Raw genomic sequence first — 13,751 nt, forward strand, 5'->3', positions numbered from 1 at the left:
CAAATGTCCTGATCATGCGTGGACAGTGTGGGAGGGGGCTTGCCCCCGATAGCGGAGTGTCAGGTGAAACTTCTGTCACTGATGCACCGCCATCGGGGGCAAGCCCCCTCCCACATTTTTAACCTGTGGTGCGGCTTTAGTTACTTTTCACCGCATAGTCCGGCTTCTTGTCATTGCCCGGAATGTAAGGGCTCCACGGCTGGGCACGGATCGGCTCTTCGGTCTGCCACACCACCTGGAACTGCCCGTCGGCCTGGATCTCGCCGATCATCACTGGCTTGTGCAGGTGGTGGTTGGTCTTGTCCATGGTCAGGGTGAAGCCGGACGGCGCGGCGAAGGTCTGGCCGGCCAGGGCTTCACGCACTTTGTCGACGTCGGTGGACTTGGCTTTTTCCGCTGCCTGCGCCCACATGTGGATGCCCACGTAGGTGGCTTCCATCGGGTCGTTGGTCACCGCTTTGTCGGCGCCCGGCAGGTTGTGTTTCTTGGCGTAGGCTTTCCAGTCGGCGACGAATTTCTTGTTCACCGGGTTCTCCACCGACTGGAAGTAGTTCCAGGCGGCGAGGTTGCCCACCAGCGGCTTGGTGTCGATGCCGCGCAGTTCCTCTTCGCCCACCGAGAAAGCCACCACCGGCACGTCGGTGGCTTTCAGGCCCTGGTTGGCCAGCTCTTTGTAGAACGGCACGTTGGAGTCGCCGTTGACGGTGGAGATCACGGCGGTTTTGCCGCCGGCGGAGAATTTCTTGATGTTGGCGACGATGGTCTGGTAATCGGCGTGGCCGAAGGGGGTGTAGACCTCTTCGATATCCTTGTCCGCCACGCCTTTGGAGTGCAGGAACGAACGCAGAATCTTGTTGGTGGTGCGCGGGTAGACGTAGTCGGTTCCCAGCAGGAAGAAGCGCTTGGCGCTGCCGCCTTCTTCGCTCATCAGGTATTCCACTGCCGGGATCGCCTGCTGGTTGGGTGCCGCACCGGTGTAGAACACGTTTGGCGACATCTCTTCACCTTCGTATTGCACCGGGTAGAACAGCAGGCCGTTGAGCTCTTCGAACACCGGCAATACCGATTTGCGTGACACCGAGGTCCAGCAACCGAACACCACGGCGACCTTGTCCTGGGTCAGCAACTGACGGCCCTTCTCGGCGAACAGCGGCCAGTTCGACGCCGGGTCCACGACCACCGGCTCAAGCATCTTGCCGTTCACACCACCCTTGGCGTTGATCTCGTCGATGGTCATCAGCGCCATGTCTTTAAGGGACGTTTCGGAGATCGCCATCGTGCCGGACAACGAATGCAGGATGCCGACCTTGATGGTCTCTGCGGCCTGTGCGGTCCAGGTCAGGCCCATGGCGACGATGGAGGCGGAAAGAGTGAAAGCCTTGATCAAGCTGCGACGCTTCATGGTGCGATCTCCGAGAACCTGTTGGTGTTGTAAGGGCAGATGCAGGAGGCATTGCAAGGGGTGTGCCTAGTCGGAAAAGAGCACCTGTCGGTCGTTTCGCCAGGGGGCCTGGCGCGATGGCGCACCACAAGCGGGCAGGCGCAATTGATGGTGCGCTGCCAAGCGCCAAAATGACGCGCGTTAGCTATGTTCAAGCCAGGTTTGCAGCAGGACACCGTGGGGTACGAACCGCACAGTGTCAGCGAGAGCAACTATGTAGCGCCCGCGGCGTTGGCGACGGGAGAGGATGAAACGCTTATCCATATTGCGTTTCGAGGTTTATGTCATGGATGCACCCCTCTCCCGGGAAAAGCGCGCCACTCTCGGCACCCTGACCCCCGCTTTTCTCAGCGCCGATGATGCTGCACGCTACGTGCACGAGCGCATCCCGCGCACCGCCGAGCACGAGTACGGCAGCGTGATCCTGCAGCGGCTGTCCGATGATCTGTTTGTCGCCTCGCAACCTGTTGTTGGCCGCGCCAGCGCGTTTGACTGGACCCAACTGCTGGATCGCTCCGGACCCACCGCAGACTTCATTGAGCCGACCGGCTACCGGATCGTGGCCAGCCTGCATTCCCACCCGGACATCGTTCAGTCCACCAGTCAATTGAACCCGTCGTGGTCGATGCCGCAGGTCAAGGCGTTTCTCAGCTTCTATTCCGAGCCGGATATTATTTTCAACTTCACCGAGCGCGCGCGATTCAGGCTGGCCTATTTGTCTGGCCCGGACGGCGCCTTGCTCAAGTATCAGGTGCACGACGTCAAGGCTGCCGAAGGCCATGTGAATTGGTTGAAGACGCAGGGTCCCTGGACCTCACCTGACGCGCCCGATGGGACCCTGGAAGGCGCGTTCAAAAAGCTCGCCAGTGTGGGCAAATTGACGTTCCTGGTATCCAGCCCGTCATGGGGCGGCTCCGTCGGCGAGGTGCCGCAGGATTGGCAACCGCTCAGACCGTTCGCCAGCGAACCGCTGACCTTGCCCTGCGGGCCGGTGTTTCCCTCGCAGGACCTGGCGCTGAACTACGCTCAACAGCGCATTCAGCGCCAGCCCGCGTTGCAACAACAGGTGGTGATCCTGCAGCAGACGCTCTCGGAGCGTTACATCGCCAGCGAACCCGTCGCGGTCGAGCCGCTGTTCGATCCACTGCCGCCGCTCCCTGCCGGCTGCTACGTACGCGGCTTCTACGTGCAGGCGCGACCGTTGCCGGCCAATTACCCTGAACTGGAAGACTGGCTGTACAAAAACTTCATCAGCCCGATGCAGCTGGCCCGGCACATCGCCCACTACCGACATTTTGCCCGCAGCGTGCAATCAAACCTCGGTGCTTCGCTGTTCATCCGGCTACGTGATGAGGCGATCCTGTACTACCGCTTCTCTGGTTCGGCCGCCGAGTCGAAGCTGTTCGACACGGGCAGCGACGGCACAGTCAATGACAACGGGCACCAGGCCAAACTCAAGGCCGGCACCTTGTTGACTCGAGCGTTCGTGCGCCAGGTGGCGCAGGCAGGTGAATTGTCGGTGCAGAAGACCAGTGCGCTGTGGGACCGCCTCGGTGTGGTCGAGGAGACGTGGGAACCCTACGCCGATTTTCCGTTGCCGGGGCTCAGTCGCCGTTTTCTGACGGCCGACGATGCGGTTCGCTACGCTCACGCCAGTATCGGCGGGCGTCGGGACAAGATGTCCGGCGGGCTCGTTTTGCAACGCAGTGACGGTCGCTTTGTGGTCACAGAACCTGTTGAGACGCCTGTGCGGGGATTGCTGCATGACGGCTGGTACCCAAAGGGCCGGTTGGGGAAAATGATTATTCTGCATGCAGGCCATCGCTTGAAAGGGCGCTACGGCGCCTGTCCAGGACTGTCGATGATGGAGACGGCCAATAGCGCCCGGCTCAAGTGGACGCACCAGGAAGCCGAACTGTATGGGCAAATGTTCACCGATCAGGAGGTCGAGGCGATTGTTCAGTCCGGGTTGCCGGGGTATTTGTCAGGGACACATGACAGCTTGATCAGCTTCCAGCCAGGTCCCGCCCCAGGCAATTGGCGGCAGCAGTGGCAAGCCGATGCAGCCGGCGGGATGAGCCCCATCGCCAGGCAACTCGAAGACGGCAAGATCAAGCCAGCCGACGTGGTCCGCTCCCTTGCCGAGGGGGGCACCTTGCGGGTCATGACCGGCACGGCGCTGTGGGGGCCGGCCGAGAAAGTGGCAGTGGACTGGGGGCCTTTTGTTCGCGTGCTGGAGTTTCAGCGCCCGGTCGAGCTGAGTTACGGTGGGCTATTCGAAACGGCGGATGCGGCCGCGCTGGATGTCTACCATCGTCGGCCTGAGCGGGAGCAGCAGCGCTATGCCGATCAGTACTTCGCCTTTATTTTCAAGCACGAAGAAAAACAGGAGTACCTCGCCAGCGAGCTCGTGGCGACCACGCGCAAGACACCGCTGCTGTCCCTCGCGGACGTATCCGCAAACCCGGTGCCTGAAGGTTTTGGTTGCTGTGGTGTGTACTACTCCCAGCAATGGTCGAATGAAGGCAAGACGAAATGGCTGGAACGTTTTTTTATCGCGCCGCAGGATTTGAGTATTGCGATTACCCAGTTACGTAACGCCCAGTCGCCGTCGACCAGGGAGCCTTCGTTGTATATCGCACCGCCCGAAGGTGTATTGCTACGCTATCGCTCACCCTCTACCAGCGCCTTGTTTGAAGCGCAAAGCGAAGGCGATACGTTTGAGACGGTCCAGGCCAAGCTGGATAGCGGTACCCTCTCTGCACCGGAGTTTGTCCACAAGGTGGCCAATTCGGGTGACCTGCAGGTCATCCGCTACAGTCATTGCTGGGACCGCCTGGGCAAGGTAACGGGGCAGTGGCAGCCCTACGCGCATATTCAGCGTCGCCGCTTGAGCCCCGCTTTCCTGTCGATGGACGATGCTGCGCGGTATGTGCGTCGGCGTGTGCCGGTGACAGCGCGCGTTTGCTACGGCGGTGCGATCCTGCGACGCGACGATGGCTGGTTCCTGGCCACCGAGCCGGTTGTGGTGCTCAATGAAGTGTTCGATATCAAGCAGATTTTTCCTGACAGGTTGGCCGACCTGGGGCTTCATCCTGTTCTCACCTCGGTGGTTGCGCTGTATCACTCAAAACCTGCGAGGCACATGCCGTTCCTGCTGACAGCCGAGCAGGCAGTGATCTACAGCGCCATGTTTTCCACGCGGGTCCTGGCCCAGGCCATGGCCGCCGTAGACGATCACATGCATCACTATTCATTGGGGGCGGACGGATCATTGATCAGCCTGCTGATAACACCTCGCTCCAGGCTGATCAGCCGTCAAAATGTGGTATTGCACCCGCAAGGCCGCCACGATTGGCTGCATGGAGAGCTTGAGCGCAAGCTTCGCTCCGGCGAGTTGACGCCTTTGGAGTATGTGAAACTAGTCGCCGGGACCTACCCATTGCAGGTGGTGGTGGGCAGCCGGATGTGGGGTGAGCCGGGCCAGGTATCGAACTGGTGGCTCCCGTTCGCTTCGGCCGCCAGTACCGATCGGGGCTACCCCATGGCTCAAACTGATCCGTCCTGTAGCGCGATCTGCGCCCAACCGGACGACGCCGCACTGTGTGTACACCAACAAGTGACGACGCGTGCCGAACTGAGTTTCGGTTACCTGCTCAAGTCCATGAAAAACGGCAACTTCACCGCGACGTTGCCAGTGGCCGACAGGGGCGCCAGGTTTGCTCATCGCCGGGTGTTCAGCGACGTCGGTTACCCCTACCGCTATGAAATGGCCGGGCTGTATTTTTGCGTGCCGCAGCACGCTGACTTTCATCCGGCGAGGTCGTCGGTGGCGGGGGCCAGCCGGTACCTGGGGCTGTTCTCGCCTGCTGATTTGAAAAGTGCGCTTGCGCTTCTGCATGCCACCGCGTCGCGCGCGGCCCTGCCGCTCTATATCTCCTGTGCGGACGGTGCGTTGCTCAAGTTCGTGATACAGGACAGGCAGTTTATCAAGCCCAATGACCTGCTCTTTTTAAGGCTGGGGTTGTTGAGTCCGCGTGATTATATTCGCCGCATGGCGTCGGCCGGGGAGCTGCGGGTGCTCCGCTCCAGCGCAAATTGGCCAGGGCTGGGCGTGGTCGGCGACGATTGGCAACTGGGCCATACACGAGCCGTTGCAGACCCGCGCGACAGCCGTTTGGTGCTGGGACCGATTCATTCCCATGCCGAAGATGCCGCGCACTATATCCATGGACGGGCGGGGACATTCAGCGGCGAACAGTATCTGGGTGCTCAACTGGCGAGCCAGGACGGTCTTTGCTACCTGCCAGTGCTTGCGCAGCCCGACGACGGTTTTCCCTCGGCAGTGGCCGAGCGATTGTTTCCTCAGGCGCGCTTTGCGGGCGGACCGAGCCCCTCCCTTGCGTTCCCGCTGCCGCAGTTGCCTCAGGGTTACCAGTTGAATGCTGCTCACCTGGTGTTTCATGCGGGGCTCGACCAGCCTGAAGCGGTCGGTGAAAGTGAGTACAGACAGTACTTCGTCTCCTGGCGTGAGCTGGGGTTCTACCTTCATGAGTTGAAACGCAAGGGGCTGCCTGTAAACCGAGTCTATCTATCGGTGCGCGATGGTGCGTTGTTGAGCTACATGCCGCGGTTCAGCAATGAAGAGGCCACGCTATTCGACACTGCCGCCAAGTGGTCGAAAGACGAGGGCTACTCAGCCGATGCACCAGCCCCTTCCAGGGTTGTCATTGAGCTGGCAGGCATTGGCGAGTTGCAAGTGATTCACCCGGGACGCTTCTGGAGGCTGCAGGGCAAGGTGGAGGCGGATTTCAAGGATGTGAATGGCAGTTTCGTCCCGGACAAGGACGAACTGTGAGCCGTTAGCGCTTGCGCATCAACCCGATGAAAAACAACCCGCCAATCGCCGCCGTGGCCACGCCAATAGGCAGGTCTTCGGGGGCGATCAGGGTGCGAGCGGCCACGTCGACCCACACCAGGAACAAGCTGCCCAGCAGCGCGCACACCGGCAGCAGACGACGATGCTCGGCGCCGACCAGACGCCGCGCGATATGCGGCACCATCAGCCCGACGAAGCCGATGGAGCCGCTGATGGCCACCAGCACGCCAGTCATCAGCGAGGCCACCAGAAACACCTTCAGGCGCACCGTGCGCGCGTTGAGGCCCAGGGTCACGGCGGTCTGTTCGCCGGCCATCAGTGCGTTGAGCGGTCGGGCCATACCCAGCAGAATCAGCAAGCCCAGCAGTACCGTGACGGCGGGGATCGCCAGTAATTCCCAGCGCGCCAAACCGAGGCCGCCGAGCATCCAGAACATCACCGCCGACGCCGCGCGATGGTCGCCTATGAACAGCAGCAGGTTGGCGGCGGCCATCATCACGAACGACACCGCCACGCCGCACAGCAACAGGCGATCACTCTCCAGCCGGCCATTGCGACTGGCTACCGCCAGCACCACCAGCATGCTCGCCAGCGCGCCGATGAATGCGGCGATGGGCAGGGTCAGCAAACCGATGATTTCACCCACATGCAGCACCACGATCACCGCGCCGAGGGTGGCGCCGGATGTGACGCCGAGCAGATGCGGGTCGGCCAGCGGGTTGCGCGTGACCGCCTGCAACACCGCGCCGATCAGCGCCAGGCCGGCACCGACCAGCGCCCCCAGCAGCATGCGCGGCACGCGGATCAGCCAGACAATATGCGCCTGCCCGGCCGGCCAGTTCACCTCGCCGAATCCAAAGGCCTTGTGCAGCAGGATGCGCCACACCACGTCCACCGGCACCCGCGCCGGGCCAAAACCCAGGGAGATCACGCAGGACACCAGCAACAGCGCACCGAGGGCGGCGAGCAACAGGGCGTAGCGACGACTGATCATTCGCCGTGGAACCCCTTGGCCAGGGTTTCCACCGCCTGCACGTTGTCGATGCCCGGCGTGGCCTGCACATAAGGGATCACGATAAAGCGCTGGTTTTTGATCGCGTCCACCCCTTGCAGCGCGGGGTTGTTGAGCAGGAATTGTTCCTTTTGGTCGGCAGTGATTTCGCTGTAGTCGACGATCACGATCACCTGCGGGTTGCGCTCCACCACGGTTTCCCAGTTAACCCGGGTCCAGCTGGCGTCAATGTCGTCGAGGATATTGCGCCCGCCAGCGGCAGCGATCAGCGCCTGCGGCATGCCCAGGCGCCCGGAGGTCATGGCGCGGTCTTCGCCACTGTCGTAGAGGAACACGCGGGGCTTGTCGGCCGGCAGGTCTTTTTGCACCTCGGCGACTTGCGCCTGCATCTGCGCGATCAGCGCGTTGGCGCGGTCCTGCACGTCGAAGATCTTGCCCAGGTTGCGCAGGTCGTTGTAAGTGTCGTCCAGGCTCGCGGCCTTGCGCTTCATCACGAACGCGCAGGACTCGGTCAGCTCATACACGTTGATGCCCAGGGGTTGCAGGGTGGCGGGCGTGAGGTCGCCGCCCACGCGCATGCCGTAGTCCCAGCCGGCGAAGAAGAAATCCACGTTGGCGTTGAGCAGGGTTTCCACCGATGGGTACTTGCTCGCCAGTTCCGGCAGGCCGTCGAGGATCGCGGCCATTTCAGGGGTGACCGACTTCCAGCCAGTGACGCCGCTGTAGCCGGCCATGCGCGACTTGAGGCCCAGGGCGAGCATCATCTGGGTCATGTTGATGTCATGGCTGACCGCGTGTTGCGGCGCTTCCTGGAAGGTCACGTTGCGGTTGCAGCTCTTGATGGTCACCGGGTAATGGGTGGCCTCGGCGAACGCCTGGGCGGTGCCGAACAGCAGGGCGAGAGACAGCAGTGAGCGCAGCATCATGGTTGAGTTATCCAGGTGATTCGGGGGTAGCCGGACAAGGGGTGAGTGTCGATCAGTGCCTGCACGCCAAACACGTCGTGCAGCAGTTCGGCAGTGAGGACTTCATGGGGCGTGCCGCTGGCGATGATGCGGCCGTGGTCGATCACATACAGGCGATCACAGAACGCGGCGGCCAGGTTGAGGTCGTGGATGCTGGCCAGTGTGCCGATGTGCAGGCGCTTGACCAGGCGCAGCAGCTCCAGTTGGTAACGCGGGTCGAGGTGGTTGGTCGGCTCGTCGAGGATCAGCAGGTGCGGCTCCTGGGCCAGGGCGCGGGCGAGGATCACACGCTGCTTTTCGCCGCCTGAGAGGGTGGCGAAAGCGTGGTCTTCGAAGCCTTGCATGCCAACTGATTCGAGCATGTTGCACACCAACTGCCGGTCGTGCACGGTGTCGCCATCGAACAGGCCCTTGTGGGGCGTACGGCCCATGGCGACCACTTCATCCACGCGCAGGCCGAAGGCATCGGGGAACTCCTGCAGCACCACGGCGATGCGTTGCGCGCACCATTTGGCGCTTTGCTTCCACACGTTCTGATGTTGCAGCAGTACGTCGCCCTGGTCCGGTTTGCAGAAGCGGTAAGCGCAGCGCAGCAGGCTGGTCTTGCCGCTGCCATTGGGGCCTATCAGCCCCACGAATTCACCGGCGGCGACGTGCAGGCTGGCGTCACACAGGTGGAACTGGTGATGACAGCTGCCGTGGTCCCGTGGGGTCCAGGTGAGGTGGGTGAGGCTCAGTGCGGTCATCAATTTTCTCAGGTGCAGTGCAGGGGCTAAAGGTGGGAGGGGGCTGTGTGTAATGCCGGTCAGAAGGTGTAGTCCGCCGTGACGAACAGCGAGCGCGGCTCGCCTAGGATCCACTGTTGGCCGTCGTTGTACTGGCTGACGGCGTAGGTGCGGTCAAACAGGTTGTTCAGTTGCAGGCCCAGGGTGGTGTTGCGCAGGGCCTTCCATGACACGCTGGCGTCCACCACGGTGTAGCTCGGCAGCTCGTTCTGATTGGCCATGTCGGCATAGCGCGCGTCGACATACCGCACGCCGGCACCGGCGCGGATGCTATCGCTCACGGCCTTGCTCAGCCACAGGTTGGCGGTACGGCGCGGCACGTCCACTGGGCGGTTGCCGTCGCGCGATACCTGCACACCGCCGACGTCCTGCTGGAAGTCGTCGTACTGCGCACGCACGAGGGCGGCGTTGGCTTGCAGCTGCCAGGCATTGGGCAGTTGCAGGTCGAGGCTGGCTTCCAGGCCACTGGAGGATTGCTGGCCGACTTGCTGCTTGAGGTTCGGGTTGCCCGGAACGTCGGTCAGCAGCTTCTTTTTCACAATGTGGTAGGCCGCCAGGGTCCAGTCGCCGCGTCCGCTCCAGAACGCCTGCTTGATGCCGATTTCGCTTTGTCTGGCCGTGGACAGGTCGAACTGCTGCTGGCCCGGGCTCAGCGAGATCAGGCCGCCGACGCCGTCGGTGCTGGTGGCGTACTGGCCATAGAGCGAGGTGTCCGGCGTGATCGCATACACCAGCCCGGCCTTCCAGTTGTTGCCGGTCAGCGTTCTGCTTGTTTGGCTGCCATCGCGCAAATCATCGCGATCGACATGGGCGTAGTCGCGGCGAATGCCGGTAACCAGTGCGAGCTGGTCGGTGAGCTGCAGGCGGTTTTCGGCAAAACCTGCGACGGTTTTGGTGGTGGTGGCGAACAGCGGTTCGAACGGATCGGCGCTGGCAAACGGCCCCGGTTGCGGGTGGTTCACGTCGATGGGCTGGCCGTTGGCAAAGGTGTCGTCAAACGGCGAGTTGCTGGCCAGGCGAAAGCGGATGCGGTTGTACTCAATGCCGGTCACGGTCTGGCTGTCGAGACCGAACAGCGTGTGCTTGAAGGTGACGGTCTGGCGATCACCCACCTGTTGCTGATTGTGCTTGATGCCGAAGTTGCCGCTGCGGGTGAGTTGGCCGTTGGTGAAGTTGTAGTTCTCGGCGTTCTGCCAGCGGCGCTGGTTTTTCAGGTAGAACAACTCGTTGGTGGCGCTGACGCTGTCGTTGATCTGCCACTCGCTGGTCAGGCGCGTCCACTGGTCGTTGTAGTGTTGGGTGTCGTTGCTGACGTTGTAGTTCTTGTCGCGCAGGCCCTTGTGCAACTGGCCGTTGATCAAGGGGGTGCCGAAGTAGTTTTGCGGTTGCTGGTCGCCGTAGTCGCTGGCGAGGGTGAAGCTCAGGGTGTCCGCCGCTTGCCAGCGCAGGGCGCCGCTGACGAAGTCGCTGGCCGAATCGCCACGGTCGATGAAACCGTTGCTGCGCAGGCGATTGAGGTTCAGGCGGTAGCTCAAGGTGTCGCTCAGCGAGCCGCCGCTGTCGAGGGCTTGCTGCTGGCGGTCGTAGGAGCCGTAGCCGAGGCGCACGTGGTTTTCGATTTCGCCTTCGAACGGTTTTTTCGGCACCGTGTTGATCACCGCGCCGGTGGCGCCTTCGCCGTACAGCACCGAAGCCGGGCCGCGCAGCACGTCGACGCGCTCCACCGACCAGGTGTCCACCGGGAAGGTCGAGGTGCCCATGCCCATGTACATGCGGTTGCCGTCGTACAGCTGCATCACCGAACCCTGGCCGGTAAAACCGCGCGCCGACAACGAGGTGCCGCCGTCGCCCGGCGAGCCGGTGCGGCTGATGCCGGTGGCACGGGAGATGGCGTCCTGCACACTGGCATCGCCACGCTGGCGAATCTGCGTGCCGGTCTGGCTTTCGACGCTGCCCGGGGTTTGCAGGGCGCTGAGGTTAAGGCGCGAGCCAGCGGTGGTCGGGGTGTTCAGGTCGACCCGTTCGTCATCCACGGCGGGCGCGGTGACGGGGCTGGCGGGCAGGGTCAGGGCCTGGGCGCTGTTGTGCAAGGCGAGCAGGCACAGGCCGGACGCTAGGTACTTGTTCATCGGTCGATCAGTCTTCCTGGGGTGTGCTCGCCGCAGGGCGCGGCGAGCAACGATAACGCACAAAGTGTTATAAGTTAACACTTATCGGCTGCGTGACTAACGTCCGCGCAGCCTACACAAGCCTTGTGGCGTGGGCATCTCGCCGGTTTCATGCAGAACCTGAGGCGGATTCACCTTGAGCAAAAAGACGCGACAGCACCAGGCGATCGACTGCCCACACGGCGATCAACGAAGCGCCCACCAACGGGAAAATGATCGCCAGGCCGAGCATGATCAGCATCGCGGTTTTCCATTTCGGCAGGTCATGGCGCAGCGGCGGAACGCCCAGCCCGCCCACGGGCCTGCGCTTCCACCAGATCACCACGCCACTGACCGCGCTGAGCAGAATCATCAGGCAGATCAGCAGTACGATCAGCTGGTTGACCCAGCCGAACATCTTGCCCTCGTGCAGCATCACACCGGTCTCGGTGGCGCGTGCCGCCAGGTTGTAATGCTGCCAGCGCACGTCGGCGAGGACCTTGCCGGTGTACTGGTCCACGTGCAGGGTGGCGTCATTGCGCGGGTCGTCGGCGAACACCGAGACCGTGAACACGCCCGTGGCGGTGGTGGGGAAGGTGATGCTGTAGCCGGGTTCGACCTTGCGCGCAGTGGCCAGGTCGACCACCTGTTGCAGGCGCACGCCGGGCGCGGCGGGGCCTGCATGCATGGCGCCGTGGTTCATGTGTTCGGCATGGTCGCCGGACATCGGCATCGGCGTGTTTTCCATCGCCCACGGCACCGTCTGCTGGCTGGCGCTGTTGAGGATGCGCGCCTGCTGGTCGGACTGCGGCACGTTGTTCCACATCGCCGCCGGGAAGGTGTTCCACAGGGCGGCGTATTGCTTGCCCCAGAAGCCGGTCCAGGTCATGCCGCTGAGCAGCATCACCAGCAGGAAGGCCGCGCCCCAGAAGCCGGCGACGGCGTGCAAGTCGCGCCACAGCAGGCGGCCCCTGGCGTTCAGGCGCGGCCACAAGACCCCAGCCGATGACTTGCCACGCGGCCACCACAGGTACAGGCCGGACACCACCAGCATGACCCCCCAGCCGGCGGCGAGCTCCACCAGGCGGTCGCCGGTGGTGCCGATCATCAATTCACCGTGCAGCGCACGGGCGATGGCTTGGAGGTTGTATTTGGCGTCCTGCTCGCCGAGCACGTTGCCGCGATAGGGGTCGACGAACACGGTTATTTCGCGGCCGCTGTTGTGCATGACGAATTGCGCGCTGCGGGTGGCGTCGGTCGGTGGCAGGTACTTGCTGATCGTCGCCTGCGGGTAGGCGGCCCTGGCGCGTTGCAACTGTTCATCGGCGCTGAGGGCGTGTTCGGCGCTTTTTACGTTGAGCAGGTCGGCGTACATCAGCGGGTCGAGCTGGGGTTTGAACAGGTAGATGATGCCGGTGAGGGCCAGCAGCACCATGAACGGGGCCACGAAGAGGCCGGCGTAGAAGTGCCAGCGCCAGGCGAGGTTGTAGAAGGATACTTTTTGGGGGGTCATCAGGGGCTCCGCAAGCCATGAATATTGGATGCCGATTGGGCCGTCATCGGGAGCAAGCCCCCTCCCACACATTTACAGGTGCGAAGGGGGCTAGCTCCCGATGCTTTTTACAAGCACAGGGTGTGAAGGGCCTACGCGGCAGCGGGCGGAGCGCGGCTACGGGCGCCGGGGAAGGTACTTTGCCGGGCATGGCCCAGGCGCGGAGCGGGGGTAAGGGCGGCTATCGGCGGCGGAATGTCGAGGGCGACCCAGGACACGCCGCCGGGCAGGGCAGGGCAACTGAACAGCAGGTCGCAGTAGCCGCATTTTGCCCAGAGTGCGTGATGATCGTCGGGGGCTTGAGGGTGATGGGAGTTGCCGTGGTGTGCCGGCATGTCCATGGACATGCCGACGTGATGATTCATCGGCATCGCCTGGGAAATCAGCGGACCGATAAAGATCATCAGCATGGCGAACAGGCTGACCCAGCCGCCGCGTGTCAGGCGGTGGCGTGCAGACAACCCGGCGCGAGAGGCGCCCATCGATCAGCGACCTATTGGGCGTGGTTATGCGCGTGGGGCGGTGCCTTTTGTACCGACACCTGCACCTCGACCCTGCCGGCCTTTTCGAAGGTCAGGGTCAGCGGGAAGTGCTTACCATCGGCCAACAAACTGCGGTCCTTGAGGCCCAGCAGCATCACGTGATATGCCATGGGCGCGAAGGTCAGCTCGCCGTGGGCCGGCACCGCGACGCTGGTCACTTGCTGCATCTTCATCAGGTCACCCTGCATCACATGCTCATGCAACTCGGCCTTGTCGGCCACGGGGGTTTCGACACCGAGCAGGCGGTCCGGGGTTTTGCCGTCGTTATGGATCACGAAATACGCTGCGACGGTGGGCGCATTCGGTGGCAGCTCCTGGGACCAGGGGTCGCTGACCAGCAGCTCGCCGGCCTTGTAGTCATCGGCATTGGCGGCGCTGAACACGGGCATCAGCAATGCGGCCAGCAGCAGGGAAGATTTGAGCATGAC

General features: G+C 62.8%; 9 protein-coding genes. 1 reads left to right on the top strand and 8 read right to left on the bottom strand.

Translation table 11 applies throughout. The features are described from left to right. Nucleotides 1-136: 136 nt before the first annotated feature. Nucleotides 137-1,402 carry an urea ABC transporter substrate-binding protein gene (urtA, locus tag JOE32_RS20195; RefSeq protein WP_209988044.1) on the bottom strand — a complete coding sequence of 422 codons (1,266 nt, stop codon included), beginning with the start codon at nt 1,400-1,402 and terminating at the stop codon, nt 137-139. Nucleotides 1,403-1,727: 325 nt separating this feature from the next. On the opposite strand from urtA, the gene JOE32_RS20200 reads away from it, so the two are divergent. Continuing rightward, the gene (locus tag JOE32_RS20200; RefSeq protein WP_209988047.1) at nt 1,728-6,299 is read left to right on the top strand and encodes a DUF4329 domain-containing protein; all 4,572 of its coding nucleotides are present in this window, start codon (nt 1,728-1,730) and stop codon (nt 6,297-6,299) included. A gap of 4 nt (nt 6,300-6,303) precedes the next feature. Here JOE32_RS20200 and JOE32_RS20205 read toward each other — a convergent pair whose 3' ends face one another. From JOE32_RS20205 to JOE32_RS20235, 7 genes are all read right to left on the bottom strand, one after another. Beyond that, nucleotides 6,304-7,314: an iron ABC transporter permease gene (locus JOE32_RS20205; protein ID WP_209988049.1), complete on the bottom strand. Its 1,011-nt coding sequence runs from the start codon at nt 7,312-7,314 to the stop codon at nt 6,304-6,306. Beyond that, nucleotides 7,311-8,258, bottom strand: a complete 948-nt coding sequence (locus tag JOE32_RS20210; protein ID WP_209988051.1) for an ABC transporter substrate-binding protein — start codon at nt 8,256-8,258, stop codon at nt 7,311-7,313. Before JOE32_RS20210 ends, JOE32_RS20205 begins: the two co-directional genes overlap by 4 nt. Then, nucleotides 8,255-9,043, bottom strand: coding sequence for an ABC transporter ATP-binding protein (locus JOE32_RS20215; RefSeq protein ID WP_209988053.1), 789 nt, complete (start codon nt 9,041-9,043; stop codon nt 8,255-8,257). The genes JOE32_RS20210 and JOE32_RS20215 overlap by 4 nt, the downstream gene beginning before the upstream one ends. A gap of 59 nt (nt 9,044-9,102) precedes the next feature. After that, complete coding sequence (locus JOE32_RS20220) at nt 9,103-11,211, bottom strand: TonB-dependent receptor (RefSeq protein ID WP_209988056.1); 2,109 nt, start codon at nt 11,209-11,211, stop codon at nt 9,103-9,105. Nucleotides 11,212-11,359: 148 nt separating this feature from the next. Next, nucleotides 11,360-12,742: a PepSY domain-containing protein gene (locus tag JOE32_RS20225; RefSeq protein WP_209988058.1), complete on the bottom strand. Its 1,383-nt coding sequence runs from the start codon at nt 12,740-12,742 to the stop codon at nt 11,360-11,362. A 131-nt stretch (nt 12,743-12,873) separates the two neighbouring features. Further along, complete coding sequence (locus JOE32_RS20230) at nt 12,874-13,263, bottom strand: DUF2946 domain-containing protein (RefSeq protein ID WP_209988060.1); 390 nt, start codon at nt 13,261-13,263, stop codon at nt 12,874-12,876. 11 nt (nt 13,264-13,274) lie between these two features. After that, nucleotides 13,275-13,748, bottom strand: a complete 474-nt coding sequence (locus JOE32_RS20235) for a copper chaperone PCu(A)C (RefSeq protein ID WP_209988063.1) — start codon at nt 13,746-13,748, stop codon at nt 13,275-13,277. Nucleotides 13,749-13,751: the final 3 nt, after the last annotated feature.

The organism is Pseudomonas sp. PvP025, from assembly GCF_017832155.1.
In the GTDB taxonomy this organism is placed as follows: domain Bacteria; phylum Pseudomonadota; class Gammaproteobacteria; order Pseudomonadales; family Pseudomonadaceae; genus Aquipseudomonas.

What these genes read in the sequence shown, in the direction of transcription:
- urtA (WP_209988044.1), bottom strand. Translation starts at nt 1,402, where the DNA reads ATGAAGCGTCGCAGCTTGATCAAGGCTTTCACTCTTTCCGCCTCCATC.
- JOE32_RS20200 (WP_209988047.1), top strand. Translation starts at nt 1,728, where the DNA reads ATGGATGCACCCCTCTCCCGGGAAAAGCGCGCCACTCTCGGCACCCTG.
- JOE32_RS20205 (WP_209988049.1), bottom strand. Translation starts at nt 7,314, where the DNA reads ATGATCAGTCGTCGCTACGCCCTGTTGCTCGCCGCCCTCGGTGCGCTG.
- JOE32_RS20210 (WP_209988051.1), bottom strand. Translation starts at nt 8,258, where the DNA reads ATGATGCTGCGCTCACTGCTGTCTCTCGCCCTGCTGTTCGGCACCGCC.
- JOE32_RS20215 (WP_209988053.1), bottom strand. Translation starts at nt 9,043, where the DNA reads ATGACCGCACTGAGCCTCACCCACCTCACCTGGACCCCACGGGACCAC.
- JOE32_RS20220 (WP_209988056.1), bottom strand. Translation starts at nt 11,211, where the DNA reads ATGAACAAGTACCTAGCGTCCGGCCTGTGCCTGCTCGCCTTGCACAAC.
- JOE32_RS20225 (WP_209988058.1), bottom strand. Translation starts at nt 12,742, where the DNA reads ATGACCCCCCAAAAAGTATCCTTCTACAACCTCGCCTGGCGCTGGCAC.
- JOE32_RS20230 (WP_209988060.1), bottom strand. Translation starts at nt 13,263, where the DNA reads ATGGGCGCCTCTCGCGCCGGGTTGTCTGCACGCCACCGCCTGACACGC.
- JOE32_RS20235 (WP_209988063.1), bottom strand. Translation starts at nt 13,748, where the DNA reads ATGCTCAAATCTTCCCTGCTGCTGGCCGCATTGCTGATGCCCGTGTTC.